The 22,108-nt window shown below is 71.5% G+C and carries 24 protein-coding genes; 17 read left to right on the top strand and 7 right to left on the bottom strand.

Features of this window, described 5'->3' with window-relative positions; translation table 11 throughout:
- Positions 1-23 precede the first annotated feature (23 nt).
- The 9 genes from ACYVIP_RS28955 (at position 24) to ACYVIP_RS28915 (ending at position 8,960) form a co-directional block, all read left to right on the top strand.
- The gene (locus ACYVIP_RS28955) at positions 24-377 is read left to right on the top strand and encodes a hypothetical protein (RefSeq protein ID WP_460401944.1); all 354 of its coding nucleotides are present in this window, start codon (positions 24-26) and stop codon (positions 375-377) included.
- A complete protein-coding gene (hemL, locus tag ACYVIP_RS28950) occupies positions 367-1,677 on the top strand; it encodes a glutamate-1-semialdehyde 2,1-aminomutase (protein ID WP_460401942.1) in 1,311 nt (436 codons plus the stop codon). Before ACYVIP_RS28955 ends, hemL begins: the two co-directional genes overlap by 11 nt.
- Positions 1,674-2,306 carry a histidine phosphatase family protein gene (locus ACYVIP_RS28945; protein WP_460401940.1) on the top strand — a complete coding sequence of 211 codons (633 nt, stop codon included), beginning with the start codon at positions 1,674-1,676 and terminating at the stop codon, positions 2,304-2,306. The genes hemL and ACYVIP_RS28945 overlap by 4 nt, the downstream gene beginning before the upstream one ends.
- A complete protein-coding gene (locus tag ACYVIP_RS28940) occupies positions 2,303-2,872 on the top strand; it encodes a TlpA family protein disulfide reductase (RefSeq protein ID WP_460401938.1) in 570 nt (189 codons plus the stop codon). The genes ACYVIP_RS28945 and ACYVIP_RS28940 overlap by 4 nt, the downstream gene beginning before the upstream one ends.
- 101 nt (positions 2,873-2,973) lie before the next feature.
- Positions 2,974-3,801 (top strand): cytochrome c biogenesis CcdA family protein, encoded by an 828-nt coding sequence (locus ACYVIP_RS28935; RefSeq protein WP_460402030.1) that lies wholly within the window; start codon positions 2,974-2,976, stop codon positions 3,799-3,801.
- Between the two features lie 38 nt (positions 3,802-3,839).
- The gene (gene resB / locus ACYVIP_RS28930) at positions 3,840-5,384 is read left to right on the top strand and encodes a cytochrome c biogenesis protein ResB (protein ID WP_460402028.1); all 1,545 of its coding nucleotides are present in this window, start codon (positions 3,840-3,842) and stop codon (positions 5,382-5,384) included.
- Positions 5,384-6,328: a c-type cytochrome biogenesis protein CcsB gene (ccsB, locus tag ACYVIP_RS28925; RefSeq protein WP_460401936.1), complete on the top strand. Its 945-nt coding sequence runs from the start codon at positions 5,384-5,386 to the stop codon at positions 6,326-6,328. Before resB ends, ccsB begins: the two co-directional genes overlap by 1 nt.
- Before the next feature lie 102 nt (positions 6,329-6,430).
- Entirely contained in the window at positions 6,431-7,147 is a 717-nt protein-coding gene (locus tag ACYVIP_RS28920) for a hypothetical protein (protein WP_460401934.1), read from the top strand.
- 451 nt (positions 7,148-7,598) lie between these two features.
- Positions 7,599-8,960, top strand: coding sequence for an AAA family ATPase (locus tag ACYVIP_RS28915; RefSeq protein WP_460402026.1), 1,362 nt, complete (start codon positions 7,599-7,601; stop codon positions 8,958-8,960).
- A 6-nt stretch (positions 8,961-8,966) separates the two neighbouring features.
- Here the strand turns inward: ACYVIP_RS28915 and ACYVIP_RS28910 are convergent, their stop codons facing one another.
- A complete protein-coding gene (locus ACYVIP_RS28910) occupies positions 8,967-9,209 on the bottom strand; it encodes a hypothetical protein (RefSeq protein WP_460401932.1) in 243 nt (80 codons plus the stop codon).
- A 79-nt stretch (positions 9,210-9,288) separates the two neighbouring features.
- The gene (locus tag ACYVIP_RS28905) at positions 9,289-9,504 is read right to left on the bottom strand and encodes a BldC family transcriptional regulator (RefSeq protein WP_460401930.1); all 216 of its coding nucleotides are present in this window, start codon (positions 9,502-9,504) and stop codon (positions 9,289-9,291) included.
- Between the two features lie 146 nt (positions 9,505-9,650).
- Here ACYVIP_RS28905 and ACYVIP_RS28900 point away from each other — a divergent pair, with 146 nt between their 5' ends.
- From ACYVIP_RS28900 to cds1, 3 genes are read left to right on the top strand one after another with little or no spacing between them, the layout of a single operon-like run.
- Positions 9,651-10,115, top strand: a complete 465-nt coding sequence (locus tag ACYVIP_RS28900) for an Lrp/AsnC family transcriptional regulator (protein WP_460401928.1) — start codon at positions 9,651-9,653, stop codon at positions 10,113-10,115.
- Positions 10,105-10,398, top strand: a complete 294-nt coding sequence (locus ACYVIP_RS28895) for a DUF4229 domain-containing protein (RefSeq protein WP_460401926.1) — start codon at positions 10,105-10,107, stop codon at positions 10,396-10,398. Before ACYVIP_RS28900 ends, ACYVIP_RS28895 begins: the two co-directional genes overlap by 11 nt.
- Positions 10,399-10,402: 4 nt before the next feature.
- The gene (cds1, locus tag ACYVIP_RS28890) at positions 10,403-11,494 is read left to right on the top strand and encodes an L-cysteine desulfhydrase Cds1 (RefSeq protein ID WP_460401924.1); all 1,092 of its coding nucleotides are present in this window, start codon (positions 10,403-10,405) and stop codon (positions 11,492-11,494) included.
- On the opposite strand, the gene ACYVIP_RS28885 is transcribed toward cds1, so the two are convergent.
- The 4 genes from ACYVIP_RS28885 to ACYVIP_RS28870 are packed head-to-tail and all read right to left on the bottom strand — an operon-like array spanning position 11,487 to position 14,687.
- Positions 11,487-12,362 (bottom strand): 1,4-dihydroxy-2-naphthoate polyprenyltransferase, encoded by an 876-nt coding sequence (locus ACYVIP_RS28885; protein ID WP_460401922.1) that lies wholly within the window; start codon positions 12,360-12,362, stop codon positions 11,487-11,489. The two genes, cds1 and ACYVIP_RS28885, sit on opposite strands and share 8 nt — an antisense overlap.
- A 34-nt stretch (positions 12,363-12,396) precedes the next feature.
- Positions 12,397-13,527 (bottom strand): o-succinylbenzoate--CoA ligase, encoded by a 1,131-nt coding sequence (gene menE, locus ACYVIP_RS28880; RefSeq protein ID WP_460402024.1) that lies wholly within the window; start codon positions 13,525-13,527, stop codon positions 12,397-12,399.
- A gap of 59 nt (positions 13,528-13,586) precedes the next feature.
- Positions 13,587-13,733, bottom strand: a complete 147-nt coding sequence (locus ACYVIP_RS28875; RefSeq protein ID WP_460401920.1) for a hypothetical protein — start codon at positions 13,731-13,733, stop codon at positions 13,587-13,589.
- 30 nt (positions 13,734-13,763) lie between these two features.
- Positions 13,764-14,687 (bottom strand): 1,4-dihydroxy-2-naphthoyl-CoA synthase, encoded by a 924-nt coding sequence (locus tag ACYVIP_RS28870; protein WP_460401918.1) that lies wholly within the window; start codon positions 14,685-14,687, stop codon positions 13,764-13,766.
- A 72-nt stretch (positions 14,688-14,759) separates the two neighbouring features.
- Between ACYVIP_RS28870 and ACYVIP_RS28865 the strand changes: the two genes are divergently transcribed.
- Both ACYVIP_RS28865 and menD read left to right on the top strand, forming a co-directional pair.
- A complete protein-coding gene (locus tag ACYVIP_RS28865; protein ID WP_460401916.1) occupies positions 14,760-16,076 on the top strand; it encodes a hypothetical protein in 1,317 nt (438 codons plus the stop codon).
- Positions 16,073-17,755: a 2-succinyl-5-enolpyruvyl-6-hydroxy-3-cyclohexene-1-carboxylic-acid synthase gene (gene menD, locus ACYVIP_RS28860; RefSeq protein ID WP_460401914.1), complete on the top strand. Its 1,683-nt coding sequence runs from the start codon at positions 16,073-16,075 to the stop codon at positions 17,753-17,755. The genes ACYVIP_RS28865 and menD overlap by 4 nt, the downstream gene beginning before the upstream one ends.
- 67 nt (positions 17,756-17,822) lie before the next feature.
- Here the strand turns inward: menD and ACYVIP_RS28855 are convergent, their stop codons facing one another.
- Complete coding sequence (locus ACYVIP_RS28855) at positions 17,823-20,207, bottom strand: immune inhibitor A domain-containing protein (RefSeq protein ID WP_460401912.1); 2,385 nt, start codon at positions 20,205-20,207, stop codon at positions 17,823-17,825.
- A 171-nt stretch (positions 20,208-20,378) separates the two neighbouring features.
- Between ACYVIP_RS28855 and ACYVIP_RS28850 the strand changes: the two genes are divergently transcribed.
- From ACYVIP_RS28850 to paaB, 3 genes are read left to right on the top strand one after another with little or no spacing between them, the layout of a single operon-like run.
- Positions 20,379-20,828 (top strand): DUF3592 domain-containing protein, encoded by a 450-nt coding sequence (locus tag ACYVIP_RS28850; RefSeq protein WP_460401910.1) that lies wholly within the window; start codon positions 20,379-20,381, stop codon positions 20,826-20,828.
- A gap of 44 nt (positions 20,829-20,872) precedes the next feature.
- Positions 20,873-21,811, top strand: coding sequence for a 1,2-phenylacetyl-CoA epoxidase subunit PaaA (gene paaA, locus ACYVIP_RS28845; protein ID WP_460401908.1), 939 nt, complete (start codon positions 20,873-20,875; stop codon positions 21,809-21,811).
- Positions 21,808-22,101: a 1,2-phenylacetyl-CoA epoxidase subunit PaaB gene (paaB, locus tag ACYVIP_RS28840; RefSeq protein ID WP_460401906.1), complete on the top strand. Its 294-nt coding sequence runs from the start codon at positions 21,808-21,810 to the stop codon at positions 22,099-22,101. The genes paaA and paaB overlap by 4 nt, the downstream gene beginning before the upstream one ends.
- Positions 22,102-22,108: the final 7 nt, after the last annotated feature.

Below are 22,108 nucleotides of genomic sequence, written 5' to 3'. Positions count from 1 at the left end.
CCCCACATGAAAGGCTTGCCGTCGTGACCGCACCACAGGCGGCCGGCCAGTTGGTCGCGCCCCCGCCGACCGAACCGGCCACCCTGCACCGACCGGGCCGCGCGATCATCGCGGTGCTCGAGCTGCTGGTCGCCGGTGGCCTGGTGGCCGCCGCGTTCTGGGCCTGGCCGCGGGGTTTCAGCACGATCGTCACGGTGACCTCGGAGGGCACCGAGGTGATCGCCGAACGCGTCTACGGCAACTGGCTCGGCGCCGCGATCGGCTTCGGCGCGCTCGCCGGGCTGCTGGTGGTGGACGCGGTGCGCCAGCTCGTGCTCGGGGTGCGCACCCGGCCAAGGCATGTCAACCGATCGGCGAAGGTGGCTCGTGACGACTGAGGTGGGTACCGCACGCCGTTCGGCGGAGCTGTTCGAGCGGGCGCGGCAGGTCACCCCGGGCGGGGTGAACTCGCCGGTGCGCGCGTTCCAGGCGGTCGGCGGCACGCCGAGGTTCATGGTCCGGGGTGACGGCCCGTACCTGTGGGACGCCGACGGCAACCGCTATGTCGACCTGGTCTCCTCGTGGGGGCCGATGATCCACGGGCACGCCCATCCGCCGGTGGTCGACGCGGTGCGCGCGACGGCGATGGCCGGGCTGTCGTTCGGCACCCCGACCGAGGGCGAGATCGAGCTGGCCGAGGAGCTGATCGCGCGCGTCGGCCCGGTCGACCAGGTGCGCCTGGTCAACTCGGGCACCGAGGCCACGATGAGCGCGATCCGGCTGGCCCGCGGCTTCACCGGCCGGCGGGTGGTCGTCAAGTTCGCCGGCTGCTACCACGGGCACGTGGACGCGCTGCTCGCCGACGCCGGCTCCGGGGTCGCCACGCTTGGCCTGCCGACCTCGCCCGGGGTGACCGGCGCGTCCGCCGCGGACACCATCGTGCTGCCGTACAACGATCTCGAGGCCGTGCGGGTCGCCTTCGCCGAGCGCGGCGCGGAGATCGCGGCGGTGATCACCGAGGCGGCGGCCGGCAACATGGGCGTGGTGCCGCCGGCGCCGGGGTTCAACGCCGGCCTGCGCGAGCTGTGCTCCGCGCACGGCGCGTTGCTGGTGATGGACGAGGTGATGACCGGGTTCCGGGTGTCGGGCGCCGGTTGGTACGGCCTGGATCCGGTGGCCGGCGACCTCTACACGTTCGGCAAGGTCATGTCCGGCGGGCTGCCGGCGGCGGCCTTCGGCGGGCGGGCCGAGGTCATGGCCGCGCTCGCGCCTGCCGGCCCGGTCTACCAGGCGGGCACGCTGTCCGGGAACCCGGTGGCGGTCGCCGCCGGCCTGGCCTCGCTGCGGGCCGCGACCCCGGCGGTGTACTCCGCGCTGGACGCGAACGCCAACAGGCTCGGCGAGCTGCTGGGATCGGCGCTGACCTCGGCCGGCGTCGAGCACCGGGTCCAGTTCGCCGGCAACCTGCTTTCGGTGTTCTTCACCGGGGAGCCGGTGGTCGACTATGCGGCCGCGAAGGCCACCGCGATCGGCCGGTACCCGGCGCTGTTCCACGCGCTGCTGGCCAGGGGCGTCTACCCGCCGCCGAGCGCGTTCGAGGCCTGGTTCGTGAACGCGGCGATGGACGACGAGTCGTTCGAGATCATCGCCGCCGCCCTGCCGGCCGCGGCGGCCGCCGCCGGCGAGGGGCCGGCATGAGTACGAACACCACCGTGCACCTGGTGCGTCATGGTGAGGTGCACAACCCGACAGGCATCCTCTACGGCAGGCTGCCCGGCTTCAACCTGTCCGAGCTGGGTCGCCGGCAGGCGCTGATCGTCGCCGAACACCTGGCGGGCAACGACATCCGGCACGTGGTGGCCTCCCCGCTGCAGCGCGCGCAGCAGACCGCGGGCCCGATCACCGACGCCCACCAGCTCACGCTGGCCACCGACGAGCAGCTGATCGAGGCGGACAACAAGTTCGAGGGCCAGCGGGTCGCGGTGGGTGACGGCGCGCTGCGCTCTCCCCGCCACTGGCCCCAGCTGCACAATCCGTTCCTGCCGTCCTGGGGCGAGCCGTACCTGCAGATCGCCCGCCGGATGCTGGCCGCGGTGTACCGCGCGCGGCAGCATGCCGAGGGCCACGAGGCGGTGTGCGTCTCCCACCAGCTGCCGATCTGGACCATCCGCAGGTATCTCGAGGGCAAGCGCCTGTGGCACGACCCACGCCGCCGCCAGTGCTCGTTGGCGTCGTTGACCAGCCTGGTGTTCACCGACGAGCGCCTGGTCGCGATCCGCTACGCCGAGCCGGCCGGGGCGTCCAGCCCGAAGGTGACCGGCGCATGAGACGACTGCTGTTGGTCCTGCTGCTCGTCCTGCCGGCCTGCACGACCGGCACCGACGCGGTCGTGCGGGGCACGGAGTTCCGCTTCGTGTCCCCCGGCGGCCAGACGGAGATCTTCTACGACGTCGAGGACCGCCAGGAGGCGCCCGAGATCTCCGGCGAGGACCTGATGAACGAGGGCGCGGACGTCGCCGTGTCCGACTTCGATGGCGACGTCGTCGTGCTGAACCTCTGGGGCGCCTGGTGCGGCCCCTGCCGCGCGGAGACCACCGAGCTCCAGCAGCTCTACGAGGACTACAAGGACGAGGGCCTCACCGTCCTTGGCGTCAACGTCCGCGACCCGGACCGCGCCGCTCCCCAGGACTTCGTCCGCGACACCGGCCTGACCTACCCGTCGATCTACGACCCGCCCGGCCGCTCCCTGCTCGCTCTCAAGGGCTACCCCCGCTCGGTCGTCCCCTCCACCATCGTCCTGGACACCAAACACCGAGTGGCCGCCGTCTACATCCGGGCCCTCCTCGCCGAGGACCTGCACTCGGTGACAGAACGCCTCCTCGCCGAGCCCTGACCCCGCGAGTCCAACGTTCGTGACTCGCGAGTCCAACGCTCCCACCGGGCGAGTTCACCATTCACGGCCCCGCGGTCGGGGTGTCGGTGCCGGTGCTTACCCTGAGGGCCGTGGATCCCACCACTCTCGCCTTCGACGGCCCGCTCCTGCTGGCCGGTGGGGTGGCGCTGCTCGCCGGGTTGATCTCCTTCGCCTCGCCCTGTGTGGTCCCGCTCGTCCCCGGCTACCTCGCCTACCTCGCGGCACTGGTCGGCGCGGACGCCCCGCCGGTCAAGGTCGCCGCGGGTGCGGGCGCCCCGGCCGAGTCGGTGCCGGAGCCGGCACCGGCCCCCGAGCCGGTCGCGGGCCGCTGGCGGGTGGTCGGTGCGGCCGGCCTGTTCGTGCTCGGGTTCACCGTCGTGTTCGCCGCGACCATCGGCAGCATGGTGTGGCTCGCGGACGCGCTGCTGGTCAACGAGGACCTCCTGCAGCGCATCGGCGGCGTGGTCACGATCGCCATGGCGCTGGTGTTCGTCGGCCTGATCCCCGGCCTGCAGCGGGATGTGCGCATCCACCGCGTGCCCCGGATCGGCCTGGCCGGTGCGCCGGTGCTCGGCGCGATCTTCGGCCTCGGCTGGACGCCCTGCCTCGGGCCGACGCTGTCCAGTGTGATGATCATGGCAACCAGCACCGGGGGCACCGCGGCCCGCGGCTACTTCCTGGTGCTCCTCTACTGCGTCGGCCTCGGCCTGCCGTTCCTGGTCATCGCACTCGGTGCCCGCTGGACGGTGCGCACCAGCGGCTGGCTGCGCGCCAACAGCCGCACCATCCAGCTCGTCGGCGGTGGCCTGCTGTTCGTCGTCGGCGTGCTGCTGGTCACCGGGCTCTGGGGCGAGCTCACCGCCTGGCTGCGCGACGCCGTGGTCCAAACCACGGAGCTCCCGCTGTGATCGCCTTCCTACGCAACACCTGGCGCGGCCTCACCTCGATGCGCACGGCGCTGTTCCTGCTGTTCCTGCTCGCGCTCGCGGCGATGCCCGGCGCACTGCTCCCACAGCGCGACCTCAACGCGGTCAAGGTCGACGAGTTCATCGCGGCCAACGGCTGGTGGGGCACGCTGCTCGGCGACCTCGGCTTCTACGACGTCTACGCCAGCGTCTGGTTCTCCGCGATCTACCTGCTGCTGTTCGTCTCCCTCGTCGGCTGCCTCACCCCGCGCACCTTCGAGTACCTGCGGGCACTGCGCGCCCGGCCGGTCATCACCCCCCGCAACCTCGCCCGCCTGCCACACCACCGGCAGGGCGACACCGACCAGGACGTCGCCGAGGTCATGCGCGCGGCCAGGCAGCGGTTACGCGGCTGGCGGATCGAGGAGCGGACCGAGGCCGACGGCGCGGTCAGCATCAGCGCCGAGCGCGGCTACCTGCGCGAGACCGGCAACCTGGTGTTCCACTTCGCCATGCTCGGGCTGATCGTCGCGCTCGCGCTCGGCAAGATGTTCAGCTACGAGGGCCAGGTGGTCGTCCTCGCCGACGGCGCGGAGTTCTGCAACTCCGGCACCTTCGCCTACGACTCGTTCAGCCCCGGCCTACGGGTCGACGGCACCGAGCTGAACGAGTTCTGCGTGCGGGTCAACGGCTTCAACGCGCACTACCTGGCCAACGGGCAGGCCGACTTCTTCCGCGCCGACATCGAGTACCAGGTCGGCGATGACCTCACGACCAACACCTGGCGGCCATACCCGCTCGAGGTGAACGACCCGCTGCGGATCGCCGGCGACCGGGTCTACCTGCTCGGCAACGGCTACGCGCCGACGTTCACCATCACCTTCCCCAACGGCGAGCAGCGCACGCAGACCGTCCAGTGGCGGCCGGTCGACCAGCTCACCTACCTGTCCGAGGGCGCGACCAAGTTCGACCCGCCCGGCGTCACCGATCCGGCGCAGCGGCGCGAGCAGCAGCTCGCGGTCACCGGCCTGTTCGCGCCGACCGCGGCCCTGCAGGGCGACCTGCTCGGCTCGGCGTTCCCGGACCTGCGCGATCCGGCCGTCGCGATCGACGTCATGCGCGGCGACCTCGGCACGAACTCCGGCCGCGGCCAGTCGATCTTCGAGATCGATCAGTCCCTCGTGGACGAGGGCAAGCTGGAGCGGGTGGCCAGGGCCAACCTGCGTCCCGGCGAGGAAGTCCGGCTCGACGACGGCACCGTGGTCCGCTTCGACGACGTCGAGCGCTTCGCCTACCTCCAGGTCTCGCACGACCCGGCGCAGGTGTGGGTGCTCGGCTTCGCGGTGCTGCTGGTCCTCGGCCTGTGCACGTCGCTGCTGATCAAGCGCCGGCGGGTGTGGGTGCGGGCAACCCCGGGCACCGGCGAGGACGGTGATCGTCGTACCGTGGTCCTGCTCGGCGGTCTGGCACGCACCGACCAGGCCGGTTACGGCGAGGAGTTCGGCAGGATCGCCGACGATCTGTTGCCGCAGGGGGCAGCGACTGACGTCGACAAACAGGACGTCGCCGCGGGAAGGGAAACCTGATGCCGGTCAACGAGACGCTCTCCACCTACAGCGACTGGTGCTACGGCGTTGCCGTCGGCGTCTACGTGCTCGCGATGCTGTTCTCCCTGTTCGACCAGGCCTTCGGCCGCCGGGCGCCCCGGGTCGAGCGCGCGCGCGAGCTGGTCGGCGCCGGCGCGCCGGCGCCGCCGCCCGAGGAGACCACCGGCGACGAGCCGGATCGGCCGACCGGGGAGCGGGCCCGCCGGTTCGGCCGGATGTCGGTCGCGCTGATCGTGCTCGGGGTCACCATGCACCTGGCCGCGTTGGCGCTGCGCGGGCTCGCCACCGAGCGGGTGCCGTGGGGCAACATGTACGAGTTCGGCGCCACGGTGTGCCTGGTCGCGGTGATCACCTGGCTGATCGTGCTGCGCCGGTTCCCCATCCAGCACCTGTCGGTGTGGGTGCTGTTGCCGGTGATCGTGCTGATGTTCCTCGGCGGCGTGGTTCTCTACAGCGACGCCGCTCCGGTGCAGCCGGCGCTGCAGTCCTACTGGCTGGTGATCCACGTCTTCGCCATCGCGCTCGGCAGCGGCATGGTGCTCGTGCCGGGCGTGGCGTCGGTGCTCTACCTGGTGAAGGTCAGCGACTGGCGGATAGGGCGCAGGCTGCCCGCCGCGGCCGTGCTCGACCAGGTCGCCTACCGCACCACGGTGTTCGCCTTCCCCGTCTTCACCGCGGGCGTGATCTTCGGCGCGATCTGGGCCGAGTCGGCGTGGGGCCGGTTCTGGGACTGGGATCCCAAGGAGACGGTCACGTTCATCGCGTGGATCATCTATGCCGCGTACCTGCATGCGCGGGCGCTCGCCGGCTGGCGCGGCGGACTGGCCGCGGTGATCAACATCGTGGCGTTCGCGACCATGTTGTTCAACTTGTTCTTCATCAACCTGGTGGTCGCCGGCCTGCACTCGTACGCGGGCGGCTGACCAGCCTTATTAGACAAGCTGCCAAGAGATCAGTACTCTCCGCCACCGGGGTTCGCCTCTGTCACCCGTACGGGTGAGAGATTCAGGCCAGGGAGGGTGCAAGTGAGCTACGCGGCTACCTACGGCGGTCACGAACGAGTACCAGATGAGCGGCATTTACGTCGCGATCATCCGCTGGGTCTGCGCAAGACCTTCGACGATCCCGAGGAAGTCGACGAGCGCGCCGGCGCCCGCCGGTGGAGCTTCGGGGTGGCCGCCGGTGCGCTGCTCGTCGCCGGCACGTTCGCGGCCGGCGCGCTCGGCCTGACCGAGAACGCCGCGCCACTGGCCACCGGCGCCGCGCCGGAACACGCGCCCGCCTCGCCTGGCCACAGCAACAACGACATCGGCGGCCCGGCCGTCGCACCGCCGAGCAGCGACCGGGATGACGACAGCGCGCGGGCGGAGACCAGACCCGCCGAGCGCGCACCGGTGACCAACGTGCCGGCCCCGGTCCCCGACCAGCGTTACCAGTCCCCGGCCACCGGCGGGAACGGTTCGTCCGGTGGTTCCTCCAGTGGTTCCGGCGGCGGCCAGGTGTCCACGCCAGCACCGACCCCGGCTCCCACACCGGCCCCGGCCCCCGCGCCGACGCCCGCCCCGGCCCAGGAACAGCAGACCGGTCTGGTCGAGGGCGTGACCGACACCGTCGGCGACGTGGTCACCCCGGTTACCGACACGGTCGGCGACGTGCTGGCGCCGGTGACCGGCATTCTCAGCGGCGGCGACCAGCCGGCCATGACGATGATCAACCCGCTTGGGGACCTGCTCGGTAGCTAACGTTTCGGCGCGGACACCGCGCGGACCCTGTCTGAACGCTGCTCGAACTGTCACGGTTGCTGGTGCGAAGACCGGCAGGCCCCGTGTCGACGCTCGCCCAATGCTGCGACTACCGTCGCGGGCGGAGCGGTCCGGGCAGTTTTCAGGGAGGAACCCAGCGGTGAGTGCGCGCGACGGCGAGCCGGACACGGCTGGCGCAGGTCCGGATTTCTCCTGGCTGCCATCCGGGCAGCGGCCGCGAGCCGAGGGTGCCGCGGCGAGCGGGGATTTCGGTCCCCAGCAGCCGGTGTCCCATTTCGGGGAGGACGCCCGCACCGGTTCGACAGGTCCGACGCCGCCCGGTCAGCACCCCCAACCGCACTACACCGATCCGGGTCCCGAAGAGCAGCAACCGAGTTCGGCCGCCGCCGGCCAGCCGGCGAGCACGCCGCAGTATGTCGACCCGGCCACGGTGAACACGCACTACGTCGAGCGGACCCCGTCCGGCCCGCAGCAGTTCGGAAACCAGAACCCCGCCGGCCAGTACAACGACCAGAACGCCTCCGGTCCGCCGCAGCACGGGAACCAGAACGCCGCCGGCCAGTACGGCGATCCGAACGCCTCCGGTCCGCACCAGTACGGAAACCAGTACGGCGACCCGAATGCCTCCGGTCCGCACCAGTACAACGACCCGGCCGCGTCCGGTCCCCACCAGTACGGGAACCCGAACACCACCGGCCCGCACCAGTACAGCGACCCGGCGGCCTCCGGCCCGCACCAGGCCCCGCCCGGCTACGCCGAGGCCACCCCCTCCGGCCCGCAGCCGGTGCAGCAGCCCTACCCGCAGACCGTCTACCAGCAACAACAGCACCAGCAGGCGCAGGCAAGGCAGGACCGCCGGTCCGCCGACGAGCTCACCTCCGCCAAACTGATCAAGCAGACCAAGCGCCGCCCCCAGTCCGGCTGGCGCAAGGCCGTCTACGTGGCCAGCGGTCACCTGATCAACGTCGGCGAGAGCCCGTCGGACCTCAACCGCCGCGAGCTGATCGCCAGGGTCAACCAACCCCTGCGCGGCTGCTACAAGATCGCCATGCTCAGCCTCAAGGGCGGCGTCGGCAAGACCACCACCACGACCACTCTCGGCTCGACCTTCGCCTCACTGCGCGGCGACCGGGTGATCGCCGTGGACGCCAACCCCGACCGGGGCACGCTGAGCCAGAAGATCCCGCTCGAGACCACCGCGACCGTCCGCCACCTGCTGCGCGACGCCGACCGGATCCACCGCTACAGCGACATCCGCGCCTACACCTCCCAGGGCCCCAGCCGGCTGGAGGTCCTCGCCAGCGAGCAGGACCCCGCGGTCTCCGAGGCCTTCAGCGAGGACGACTACCGGCGCACGGTCGCGCTGCTCGAGCACTTCTACAACATCGTGCTCACCGACTGCGGCACCGGCCTGATGCACTCGGCGATGAAGGGCGTACTGGACATCGCCGACTCGCTGGTCATCGTGTCCTCCGGCTCGGTGGACGGCGCCCGCAGCGCGTCGGCGACGCTGGACTGGCTGGACGTGCACGGCTACCGCGACCTGGTCTCCCGCTCGGTGGCGGTGATCAACTCGGTCCGCCCCCGGGCGGGCTCGGTCGACCTGGACAAGCTCGGTCAACACTTCGGCGCCCGCTGCCGGGCCGTGTGCCGCATCCCGTTCGACCCGCATCTGGAAGAGGGCGCGGAGATCGAGCTCGACCGCCTCGGCGCGCCGACCCGGCTCGCACTGCTCGACCTGGCCGCGACCGTGGCCGACGGCTTCCCGAGCGAGTTCTACTACATGCGCTGACCGGCCTCAGGCCGCCGGCGGCTGCTTGCCGTCGGGGTCGGCCGGCGGCTTCTGCTTGCCGAGCCCGCGGAGGAACTCCGGATCGTCGTCCGGGGCCAGCGGCGCCGGACGACTCGGACGTCCTGGGCGGGTTGGCCGGGTCGGTCGCGTCGGTCGACGTTCGCTCACCTCAGCGGGGTTCGACACGAACGCCCGCCACAACAACACGGCGACGCAGACCGCGCCGACCGCGGCGAGCAAATACAGCATCGTGCCACCTCCCGAAAGTTCTGCTACCGAGATTAGCCCGTTTGTTCCGTTTCCGGGGGCGTGGGGGGTGGCCGATATGTCACGCGGGTCCGTCGGACTTGGTCGCCTCCGTCGTCAGCTCCGCGAGCAGGGTCTTGACCTCGGACTCCCGGAAGCGACGGTGGCCGCCCGGCGTCCGGATCGAGCCGATGCGACCGGCGGTCGCCCAGCGGGTGACCGTTTTGGGGTCGACCCGGAACAACGCGGCGACCTCGCCGGGGGTCAGCAGCCGCTCGCCAACGTGAGCTGTGGTCACGTGTCCTCCTCTTGGTGCAGGAACCGGACCTGCCAATCGTGGCATCTCGCCCGTCAGGTACTCGAACGGTTGTCTGATGGTAAAGAGGTAGTAAGGGACAAAACGGCTGGTTCGGGCGTCCTGGGCGGGACGCTAGAGTCCCGGGCGTGGACACCGTCGACCAGCGGATCATCGCCGCGCTGCGGGAGAACGGCCGGGCGACCTACGCCGAGCTCGGCCGGCAGGTCGGCCTGTCGGCCTCCGCCGTGCACGAGCGGGTCGGCAAGCTCGAGACCACCGGCGTGATCACCGGCTACCACGCGATGGTCGACCCGTCCGCGGTCGGCCTCGGCGTGACCGCGCTGATCGGCATCCACTCCACCGACGTCGCCGACGACGAGGACGTCGCCGCGTCGCTCGCGCTGCTGTCGGAGGTGGAGTCCTGCTACCGGGTCGCGGGCGACGAGTCGTTCGTGGTGAAGGTGCGGGTCGCGAACGTCGACGAGCTGGAGCAGACTCTCGGCCGGCTGCGGCGCATCGACGGCATCGCGCGCACCAGGACCACGCTGGTCCTCTCGACGCGGTTCGAGGGCCGGCCGAACACCGCGGAGGTCGATGGCAGTGACGACTAGACCGACCGGCGGCCCAGCCGGCTCACTCGGCCGCGACATCGCGCTGTACACGGCGGCGCGGCTGTTGCTGGTCGCCGTGGTCACGGTGCTGCTGGTGGTGTTCGGCGTGCCGCTGCTGGTGAGCCTCGCGGTCGCGGTCGTGGTTGGCTTCCCGCTGGGGATGCTGATCTTCCGCCGCCTCAACCAGCGGGTGACCACCGGCCTGGCCGAGCGGGGCGCCACCCGCGACACCGAACGCGACCGGCTGCGTGCGCAGCTGCGTGGCGAGGAGCAGGAGGACTAGCCGGGTGTCGGCCATCGACCGGTGCAGCGAGGCGACCAGGAGCTGGGTGTGCGAGGCGGTGCGCATCATCGAGGCGGACGCCAACCGCAGCGCCGACACGCACCTGATCCCGTTCCCGCTGCCGCTGGACTGGGACGTCCAGCTCTACCTCAAGGACGAGTCGACCCATCCGACCGGCTCGCTCAAGCACCGGCTGGCCAGGTCGCTGTTCCTGTACGCGCTGTGCAACGGCTGGATCGTCGGCGGCACGCCGGTGATCGAGGCCTCCTCCGGGTCGACCGCGGTGTCCGAGGCCTACTTCGCCAGGATGCTCGGCCTGCCGTTCATCGCCGTGATGCCGCGCACGACCAGCGCGGAGAAGGTGGAGCTGATCGAGCGCCAGGGCGGCCGCTGCCACTTCGTCGATGAGCCAAGCCAGCTCTACGTGGAGTCCCACCGCCTCGCCGACGAGCTCGACGGCCACTTCATGGACCAGTTCACCCACGCCGAGCGGGCCACGGACTGGCGCGGCAACAACAACATCGCCGAGTCGATCTTCGAGCAGATGGCGCTCGAGCCGCATCCGGAGCCGGAGTGGGTGGTGGTCGGCGCCGGCACCGGCGGCACGAGCGCGACCATCGGCCGCTACGTGCGCTACCGCAGGCTGCACACCCGGCTGGCGGTGGTCGACCCGGAGCACTCGGTCTTCTTCGACGCCTGGCGCGACTCCGAGCCGGCGCTGACCGCGTGCCGGGGCTCGCGGATCGAGGGCATCGGCCGGCCGAGGGTGGAGCCGTCGTTCATCGGCCAGGTGATCGACCGGATGATCAAGGTCCCGGACGCGGCGTCGCTGGCCGCGATCCACGCGGTGGAGCCGTTACTCGGCCGGCGCGTCGGTGGCTCCACCGGCACCAACCTGTGGGGCGCGTTCCAGCTGGTCGCGGAGTTACGCGCGGCCGGTCGCGCGGGCAGCGTGGTCACCCTGCTCTGCGACGCCGGCGACCGGTACACCAACACCTACTACGACCAGGGCTGGCTCGCGGCCAACGGCCTGTCCCTGACCGAGCACGAGACGACCGTAGCCACGTTCCTGTCCACCGGCACCTGGCCTAGCTGAGCCCCATGGCCAGGCCGGCCAGTACCGCCCAGGCCAGCATGGCCATGGCGGTGTCCCGCAGCACCGGGATGAGCGCGAGCCCGTCCCGGCCGGCCAGCACGATCCGCACCGCGGGCGCCACCACGACCCCCGCGAGCAGCGCCACCAGCACCCACGGCGTCGCCGTCGCCGCGAGCAACGTCACCACGAACGGCACCGCCACCAGCAGCACGTAGAGCACCCTGGTCCGCCGGTCGCCGAGGCGGACCGCGAGCGTCCGCTTGCCGGTCGCCTGGTCGGTCGGCACGTCGCGCAGGTTGTTGGCCACCAGCACGGCCGCCGAGAACGCGCCGAGCGCCAGCGCCCCGGCGACCCCCGGCCAGGTCACCCGCTCGGCCTGCACGTACTGCGTGCCCAACACCGCGACCAGCCCGAAGAACACGAACACGGCCGCCTCGCCCCAGCCGGAGTACCCGTAGGGCCGCGAGCCGCCGGTGTAGTACCAGGCCCCCGCGACGCTCACCACCCCGATGGCCACCATCCACCACAGCCCGGTCAACGCGACCAGCACCAGCCCGGCGACGCAGGCCAGCCCGAAACAGGCGAAGGCCGCCAGCCGCACCGTCGCCGGCCGCGCCAGCCCCGACCCGACCAGCCGCAGCGGGCCGACCCTGGCGGCGTCGGTGCCGCGGATGCCGTCGGAGTAGTCGTTGGCGTAGTTCACCCCGACCTGCAGGGCGAGGGCCACCACCAGCGCCAGTGCGCTGGCCCACCAGTTGAACCGGTCGACCGCGCCGGCCGCGCCCGCGCCGACGATGACCGGCGCGACCGAGTTCGGTAACGTCCGAACCCGGGCCCCCTGAACCCACTGCGCGGCGGTAGCGACCATGGCGCTCATCATCGCCGCCCGCTCGCCGGCCCGGTCAGGCAGACCCCAGCAGCGCCGCGCGCACTCCCCGGCGGTCGATCTTGCCCGGCCCGCGCAGCGGCAGCGCGTCGGTGAACCGGACCAGCTTGGGCACCGCCGGCCCGCCGAGCGCGGCCCGCACGGCCGCGCGCAGGGCGTCGATCTCGGGTGGCGCCGCCGGGTCGGCCGGCACGACCGCGGCCGCGACCACCTGCCCCCACTCGTCGTCCGGCAGGTCGACCACGCACACCTCGGCCACCCCTGGCTGCGCGGTGAGCACGCCCTCCACCGCGGCCGGGGCGATCTTCACGCCGCCGGTGTTGATCACCGAGTCCGCCCGGCCGTGCACCTCGAGGGTGCCGTCCTGGTGCACGGTGCCCAGGTCGCCGGTGCGGAACCAGCCGTCGGTGAACGCGGTCGCGGTGGCCTCGGGGTCCAGCCGGTAGCCGCTGGCGATGGTTGGCCCGGACAGCTCGATCACGCCGCCCGCGGTCCGCACGCGGACCCCGGCCAGCGGGCGCCGGTCGTACACACAGCCGCCGGCGGTCTCGGACATGCCGTAGGTGGTCACCACCCGGATGCCGGCCGCCAGCGCCCGGTCGAGCAGCGGGGCCGGGGTCGCCGCGCCGCCGAGCAGCACCGCGTCGAACCGGCGCAGCACCTCGGGGGTCGCGACCAGGCGGGCCAGCTGGGTGGGCACCAGCGCGGTGTAGTGCGGCCCGGAGGTGCGCAGGAACTGGTCAGCGGTCTCGGCAAACGTTTGCGCCGGGTCCCGGACCACGGGCTCGTGCCCGGCGAGCAGCGACCGGACGATCACCTGGACACCCGCCACGTGCTCGGCCGGCAGCGTGAGCAGCCACCGGCCGGGGCCGCCGAGCCGGGCGTGGGTCGCGTTGGCCGACGCGGTCAGCGCGGCCGAGGACAGCAGCACGCCCTTGGCCGCGCCGGTCGACCCCGACGTGGTGATGATCAGCGCGGTGCCCGGCTCGACCCGGCGGTCCGGCGCCATCCGCGCGGCCAGGTCGTCGTGTCGGGGGTCGGCGCGGGACAGCGGCAGAACCGCGGGTCCGTCGCCGGCCAGCGCCACGCGCAGCGCGTCGGTCAGCTCGCCGACGCCATCCGTTCCGTCAAGCAGGACCACCCGCACGCCGTCAGCCACGACGTCATTGTCGGTGCCGGCGCCTATGGTCGCCGCACGACCCCGGATCAGAGGAAGTCGGTCAGGTCCTCGCCCCGGCGCTGGGCGCGCAGCAGTTGGCGCCGGACCTCGGAGATGCCCTGCCGACGGCCGAGGCCGAACCCGAACACCAGCCCGACCAGCAACGAGACCAGTACGGCGAGGGTGATGGCCATGTGGTTTCCCTTCGGGGAGAAAGGAGAGCGTTAGTAGTAGAACGGATACGGCGACCAGTCCGGGTCGCGCTTCTCCAGGAACGCGTCGCGGCCCTCGACGGCCTCGTCGGTCATGTACGCCAGCCGCGTGGTCTCACCGGCGAACAGCTGCTGGCCGACCAGACCGTCGTCGATCAGGTTGAACGCGTACTTCAGCATGCGCCGCGCGGTCGGTGACTTGCCGTTGATCTCGCGCGCCCACTCGAGCGCGGTCCGCTCGAGGTCGGCGTGCGGCACCACCTCGTTCACCGCGCCCATCCGGTACATGTCGGCGGCCGTGTACGCCCGGCCAAGGAAGAACACCTCGCGGGCGAACTTCTGGCCCATCTGCCGCGCGAGATAGGCCGAGCCGTACCCGGCGTCGAAGCTGCCGACATCGGCGTCGGTCTGCTTGAAGCGCGCGTGCTCCTCGCTGGCCAGCGTCAGATCACAGGTGACGTGCAGGCTGTGGCCGCCGCCGGCCGCCCAGCCGGGCACGACGGCGAGCACGACCTTGGGCATGAACCGGATCAGCCGCTGGCACTCGAGGATGTGCAGCCGGCCTGCCTGCGCCGGGTCGACCGTGTCCGCGGTCTCGCCGGCGGCGTACTGGTAGCCGGTGCGGCCGCGGATGCGCTGGTCGCCGCCGGAGCAGAATGCCCAGCCACCGTCGCGCGGCGACGGGCCGTTGCCGGTGAGCAGCACGCAGCCGACATCGGCGCTCATCCGCGCGTGGTCCAGCGCGCGGTACAGCTCGTCGACGGTGTGCGGGCGGAACGCGTTGCGCACCTCCGGCCGGTCGAACGCGATCCGCACGGCGCCGGTGTCCACGGCGCGGTGGTAGGTGATGTCGGTGAAGTCGAAGCCGTCGACCGTCCGCCACGCGGTGTGATCGAACAGCTCGGAAACGGGTTGGGTCGCCACGCCGGCGAGCATATGGGCAGCGAATCGCTGGAGGTACCGCCCGGTGAATCGCGGGTTGTTGGGGCGGCGTGTCAAGCTGACCCAGTGCATGACGTCGACTCCGCGCTCGACCTGCTGTGTGACCGGGACCTCGCTTCCGGCCGCCGGATCAGCGAGGCGTGGCGAGGTCTGTCCGGTGGGGACGCCCGTTACCGCGCCTCACAGTTCGACGTGCAGCGCTACCTGTGGCTGATCCTGCCCAGGCTGGTGCGTGCCGGCGACCCGGTGGACTGGCGGCCGGTGGCCGAGGCGTTCGGGGCGTTCTTCGAGCTCACCGGCGAGCCAAGGTACGCCGAGATCTGCCGTGGCCAGTGGACCGAGCGGGTGCTGGCCGCCGCCGAGGACCAGGACCGCTGCGCGGAGCTGGCGATCAGCGCGATGGACGAGTCCGGTGTGCTGCCCCCCGACGAGCTGGACATCGCCTGGCTGTCGGAGCCGGGTCCCTACGAGGCGGCCGCGTTCGACGCGATCGCCCGCGCGCTGGAGACCGCCATCGAGGACGGGCAGATCCCGCTGGCCACCCCGGGCACCGACACCATGCGCCTGGTGCTGGCCGTCGACCTGCTGAACAGCAACCTCGCCGACGAGGGCAGGCGCACGGTCGCGCAGGCGATGACCAGCGAGCGCATCCGCTACTGGGCGCGTCAGACCCCCAGCTCCGCGCTGCGCGAGCTGCTGGTGCGCACCGAGCCCGACATCGCCGGCACCCCGCGCCACGACCTGCGCCCGACCACCCCGCTGGCCCCGCTGCGCCTGCTGCTGGAGGCCTGCGCCGACCAGGGCGCCAAGCTGACCAGGGCGGGCTACCTGCCGACCGAGCTGGTCGCCCAGCTGGTCGACGCCCTGCCGCGCGACCAGGTCTGGCCGGGCGGCGGGCGCAGCGAGACGCACTGGCCGCCGGTCGGTCAGCTGCGCGACTTGGCCCAGAACTGTGACCTGGTCGACGTCGACGGTGGCCGGCTGCGGCTCACCTACCTCGGCGAGGACGCGATCGTCGACGACCTGGCGCTGTTCGGCGCGGTGATCAGCAGGCTGATCGGCATGGCCGACCCGGAGTACCGCCAACACGTGCTGGAGACCGTGTTCACGATGTTGCTGCTCGAGGACCGGGTCGACCGGGGGTCGCTCGACCGCCGGATCGCGGTGGTCCTCGACGAGTACGACTGGCGGCCCGGCGCGGGGGACGTGGAGCCCACCGCCGAGGTGCTGGCGCTGCGCGCGGAGGCGTTGGCCGGCCTGCGGGTGCTCGGCGCGCTCGGCTCGGACGAGGCCGAGCGGCCGGTCGGGGTGAACGAGTTCGGCCACGAGCTGATGCTGGCCGCGCTGCGGGCGCGGGTCATGCAGGGCTGGTGGTGGGGATGAATCCGGCGACCGCCCAGGCCTGGGTGATCGTGGACGAGCTGGTGCGCTGCGGGGTGCCGCATGTGGTGCTCTGCCCAGGCTCGCGCAACGCGCCGCTGGCCATGGCGCTGTTCGAGGCGGCGCAGGCCGACCGGCTGACCCTGCACGTGCGGATCGACGAGCGCTCGGCGGCGTTCCTCGCCCTCGGCCTGGCCAGGGGCGCCGGCCGGCCGGTCGCGGTGACCTGCACCTCCGGCACGGCGGCGGCCAACCTGCACCCGGCGATGCTCGAGGCGAGCCATGCCGGGGTCGGCATCCTGGCGCTGACCGCGGACCGTCCGCCGGAGCTGCTCGGGGTAGGCGCCAACCAGACGATCGACCAGCGCGGCCTGTACGGCCCGGCCGCGACGTCGGTCGAGTTCCCGGTCGCCGAGCGCATCGCCGGGCAGAACGGCGTGTGGCGCGCCCTGGTCTGCCGCGCGGTGGCCGAGGCCGAGCACGGCCGTCCGGTGCAGGTGAACCTCCCGTTCCGGGAGCCGCTGGTGCCGACGTTCGAGCCGCCGTGGCCGGATTCGTTGGACGGTAGGCCAGACGGCCAGCGCTGGACGGTGTCCGCGCCGCCGCCGCTGCCCCGGGGCGGGATGGACTTCCCGCTGCCCGCCAGGACTCTGATGATCATCGGCTCCGACCGGGCCGACCGGGCGGTGGCCGCCGCGTCGGTGGCCGAGAGCGCCAGGTGGCCGGTGTTGGCCGAGCCGACCGCGCGGGCCGCGGCGCTGTCCAGTGGGGCGATCGTGCTGCGGCACGGGTCGCTGCTGCTCGCGGCCGACGAGCTGCCAGCGGAGCTGCGGCCGGACGTGGTGGTGGTCGTCGGCCGGCCGACGTTGTCCCGGGGCGTGGCCAGGTTGCTCAGCCAGGTGCGGGTGTACGCGATCGGCGACGTGCCTGGCTGGGCCGATGCCCAGCACGTGGTGTCGCAGGCGCGCTGCTGGCTCGACCAGGGTGACCTCGGGCTGATCGAGGGCATCGACGCCGACTGGCTGCCGGCCTGGCGCCAGGCCGACATGAGCGCGCAGACCGCGGTGGAGAAGCTGCTCAGCGAGCAGGAGTGGCCGACCGGCCTGCAGCTGGCCGCCGAGCTGGTCGCCGGCCTGCCGAGCGGGGCGAACCTGTTCCTCGGCTCGTCGAACCCGATCCGGGACGTGGACCTGGTGGCCGAGCCCCGCTCGGACATCGCCATCTACGCCAACCGCGGCGTCTCGGGCATCGACGGCAACGTCTCGACCGCGGCCGGGGTGGCGCTGTCCACCAGCGTGCCGACCTACGCGCTGGTCGGCGACCTGACCTTCCTGCACGACCTGAACGCGCTGCTGATCGGCCCGCCAGAACCGCGCCCCGACCTGACCGTCGTGGTGCACAACGACAACGGCGGCGGCATCTTCTCCCTGCTGGAACAGGGCGCCGCCGAACACAAGGCGAGCTTCGAACGCGTCTTCGGCACCCCGCACGCCGCCGACCTGGCCACCCTCTGCACCGCCCTCAACGTCCCGCACACCCTGGCCGCCGACCGCGCCGCCCTCCGCTCCGCGATCACCCCCGCCCCCGGCCTGCGCGTCGTCGAGGTGCACACCGACCGCGCCCTCCTGCGCGAACTCCACGCCCGCCTGCACACCATCACCACCGAGGCCACCCACCCCTGACCCACCACGGAGAAGCGGGCCTCCCACGAAACGTGGGAGGCCCGCTTTCCTTGTGCTGTAAGAGGTTTTACCGGGTGCCGAGGCGGACCTTCAGCGAGGTTCCCTGTTCGGCGAGGACCTTCAGGGTCGTGCCGGTGGCGGGGAGCTTGACGCCGGAGAACGGCTGCTCCTCGTACCAGTACTTCTTCCGGTCATCGAACAGCGGCACCGCCGCCTGCCCACGGACGTAGCTCGGCTTCCCGTTCACGTGCAGCGTGAACGAGTCCGCCTTGGCCACCGAGAACGGCGCGTCGTAGCCCGCGATCCGCTCCCGCCACATCTGTCCCTCGAGGTTGTAGATCGGCGCCGGGTGGGCGTCGACCGGCAGCGCGAGGCCCTGGCCGGGGTGCTGGCTGGTGTTGTTGTCCGACTGGGAGGTGTCCCAGTACCAGACGTGCAGCCCGGTCTCGTAGGGGAAGTGCTCCACCCAGTCCGGCTTGGTGGGGTCACCGATGTTGTACGGCCCGGTCTCCATGTACTGGTCGTAGGACTCGTAGGTGCGGTTCGACGCGATGTAGAAGTTGTCGAACAGCTCGGTCTCCACCGCGCGTGTCGGCCGGAACCCGTCCAGCGTCCACCCGTTCGCCCCGTCCTCGGCGCCGTCGGTGAACAGCGGCTGCCCGTCGGCGGTCACGCTGATCTCGTCGGCGAAGAAGCCGTTCTCCACCCACGCGCCGTCGGTCATGTACCGGAACCGCAGCTGCACCGACGAGCCGGCGAACTGGTCAAGCGGCACGCTCATGTCGACCCACGCGTCCTCCGACGTGCCGGTCAACGCGGGCTGGCCGTCGGCGTCGCGCGGGAACGGCGCGCCGTCCAGCGTGCCGTCCAGCGAGGTCCAGGTGGCGCCGTCGTCGGTGGAGGCCTGCACGTACAGGTAGTCGAAGTCCACCTCGATCTGGTACCTGGCCTGCAGGTCGAGTGACGCGGTGGACGCGCCGGTCAGGTCGACGGTCCTGGTCATCGTGGTGTCCAGGTCGTCGCCCTTGGTCGACCACCACTGGTTCTCCCCGGCGGCCGGCTCGCCGTACTGGAACTCGACCTCCTTGTCCGGCAGCACCACGACCAGGCCCTGCGGCTTGGCGGAGTTGTACTCGTGTGGCCCGAGCTCCAGGGTCCTGGTCTGCCCGGCCACCGCGACCTCGTAGTCCAGCCAGCCCATCTGCAGCTTGGACCACGGGTCCATGTCGTTGACCCGGCTGCCGAGCACCTCGCCCGGCCCGGACACCCGCTGCTGGGCCATCAGCGACCACCAGTTGATGTGGTTCGCGCCGCCGCCGGAGTAGTCGTACAGGTCCGGCAGGCCGAGGTCGTGGCCGTACTCGTGCGCGAACACGCCGATGCCGCCGTTCTCCGGCTGCATGGTGTAGTCGCCGACCCACAGTCCGGTGTCACCGATCTCGGTGCCGCCCTGGAGGTTGCCGTCCGGGCCGGAGGTGGTGTTGCTGAAGGCGAACGCGCGGTGGCTCCACAGCGCGTCCTCGCCGTACACCGGGTCACCGTCGGCCTGGTCGCCACCGGCGTGCACGATCTGGAAGTGGTCGAGGTAGCCGTCGGGCTCGTCGAAGTTGCCGTCGCCGTCGAAGTCGCCGCGGTCCCACACGTCGTAGCGCGCGAGCTCCTGCTTGACCTGCTCGGGGGTCTTACCGGCCGCGACCTGGTCGGCGAACCACTGGTTCACGCCGTCCTGCACCAGGTTGTACGAGTTGTTGCACACGTTGCCGGTGCACGGGTAGCCGTTGGACCGGCCGTAGCGGGCCTGGTTGTAGTTGACCTTGACCCAGTCGGACACGGTGCCCTGCACCGAGTAGCGGCCGGAGGACTGCTTCTCGTAGTAGTTCGCGACCGAGTCCACGGTCGGGTCATCGGAGAAGTACAGGTCCGTGAAGTGCTGGCGGTCGTAGTTCGGCTGCCAGATCGTGGAGTTGTCGACCGTGCGGTCGGGTTCGGGGATCTGGTTGTGCAGCGGCCCGTCGTAGGTCACCGGTCCCGGCACGTTCGGCGCGGTGTCCTGGTCGGGGTAGGACGGGTGTCGCTCGTCGCCGAACTCGACCAGCACGACGAAGATGCTGTCCGTCTTCTCCCTGGACAGCTCGACGTACTGGTCGACCTTGCCGGCCCTGGCCGACCGCCCGGTGTTCGGCCCCGGTTTCTCGCCCATGTTCACCACGGTGCTCGAGCCGCGTTTCTCCGTCGTGCGCTCCCCGGAGAGCACATCGGACAGTGCCTCCTCGCGCAGCGCCCGCCGTTTCTGCTCGGCCGGGCTCGGCAGGTCGTCCACGCCGGGGGCGCTGACCTGGTCTGCCGGGGTGGGTGCCGCCTGCGCGGCCGGTCCCAGTACCGCCAGCCCGGCCGCCGCCACGGCGACACTCGTCAGGCCGACGAGAATTCTTCGTTGCAACGCGTCCTCCATGGATCGCTCCGAAAGCGCAGATCACTCGAAAGAGTGATTCTCAACGCGAGCGCGATCCTACGTAATGTGCATATCCAAAGAACCCGGCGAAAGGTGTAATCCAACTGGGTTAATCCAGTAGTGGTGCGCCAGCCAGGATGCGTGCCACGGCCACCGGCTAGGCTCGCCGACGTGGTGGGGCAGGGGACCGATGCTCGACGCCGGCTGGTCCGGCGGATCGTCGCGCGGTCGCTGCTGGCCTTCGGCGGGATCGTCACCTTCCTCGGCGTGGTGCTCGCGGTCGCCGCGTGGACCGAGGACATCGCCATCGACGGGGACCTCGTCGTGGTCAACGCCGAGGTGCTCGACGACACCTTCAGCCGCACCCTGGTCCGCTTCTACACCCCGGACGGGGCAGAGCACATCCCGCAGACCGGCGTGCTCTACCCGGCCGACCTCGAGGTCGGCGACGTGGTCGAGGTCGAGTTCCGGCAGGACGACCCGGAGTTGGTCCGGGTGGCCGGCCGGGGCGCGGTGCTCACCCTGCTGCCGGTCGGGCTGACCATCCTGGCGGTCTGGGCGGTGCTGATCCCGTCGGTGTGGGCGCTGCGGCGTCCACTGCGGGATGTAACACCAGTCTGAAAATCCAGCGTCAACGTGTAACAGTCAACGTGTAACATCGGCCCGTGGACGCTGAACTGGAGCGTGAGTTCGACCAGACCGTCGGCGCGGAGCAGCGCATCGAGCCGAGGGACTGGATGCCCGACGGCTACCGCAGGACGCTGATCCGCCAGATCGCCCAGCACGCGCACTCCGAGATCATCGGCATGCAGCCGGAGGCGAACTGGATCAGCCGCGCCCCCTCGCTGCGGCGCAAGGCGATCCTGCTGGCCAAGGTGCAGGACGAGGCCGGGCACGGGCTGTACCTGTACGCGGCCACCGAGACCCTCGGCGCCGACCGTGAGGAGCTGACCACCAAGCTGATCGAGGGCCGGCAGAAGTACTCCTCGATCTTCAACTACCCGACGCTGACCTTCGCCGACGTCGGGGTGGTCGGCTGGCTGGTGGACGGCGCGGCGATCGTCAACCAGGTGCCGCTGTGCCGGACCTCCTACGGCCCCTATGCGCGGGCGATGATCCGGATCTGCAAGGAGGAGTCCTTCCATCAGCGGCAGGGCTACGAGCTGCTGATGACCATGATGCGCGGCACCGAAGCGCAGCGGCGGATGGTCCAGGACGCGGTCGACCGCTGGTGGTGGCCGTCGCTGATGATGTTCGGCCCCGCCGACGGGGAGTCGGCCAACACCGCCCAGTCGATGGCCTGGCGGATCAAGCGGCACACCAACGACGAGCTGCGGCAGAGGTTCGTCGACATGACCGTGCCGCAGGCCGCCGCGCTCGGCGTGACGCTGCCCGACCAGGAGCTGCGCTGGAACCCCGAGCGCGGCCACCACGACTTCGGCGAGCTGGACTGGGCGGAGTTCTGGCAGGTCGTCGGCGGGGACGGGCCGTGCAACCGGCAGCGGATCAGCCACCGGCGCGCGGCCCACGAGGACGGCGCGTGGGTACGCGAGGCGGCCGCGGAGTACGCCGCCAAGCAGGCCGAGTCACAGGAGGTCGCATGACCGGGCCGAGGTCGGCATGGCCGCTCTACGAGGTGTTCGTGCGCGGCAAGCGCGGGCTCAACCACGTGCACGTCGGCTCGCTGCACGCGCCGGACGACGAGATGGCCCTGCGCAACGCCAGGGACCTGTACACCCGGCGCAACGAGGGCGTGAGCATCTGGGTGGTGCCCGCCGTGGCGATCACCGCGTCCTCGCCGGACGAGAAGGACCCGTTCTTCGCGCCGGCAGGGGACAAGGTCTACCGCCACCCCACGTTCTACTCGATCCCCGACGACGTACCGCACCTGTGAGGCCCTC

Source organism: Actinophytocola sediminis, from assembly GCF_054779715.1.
Note: the sequence above shows the minus strand (reverse complement) of the source record. Positions and strands in the feature narration are given on the sequence as shown.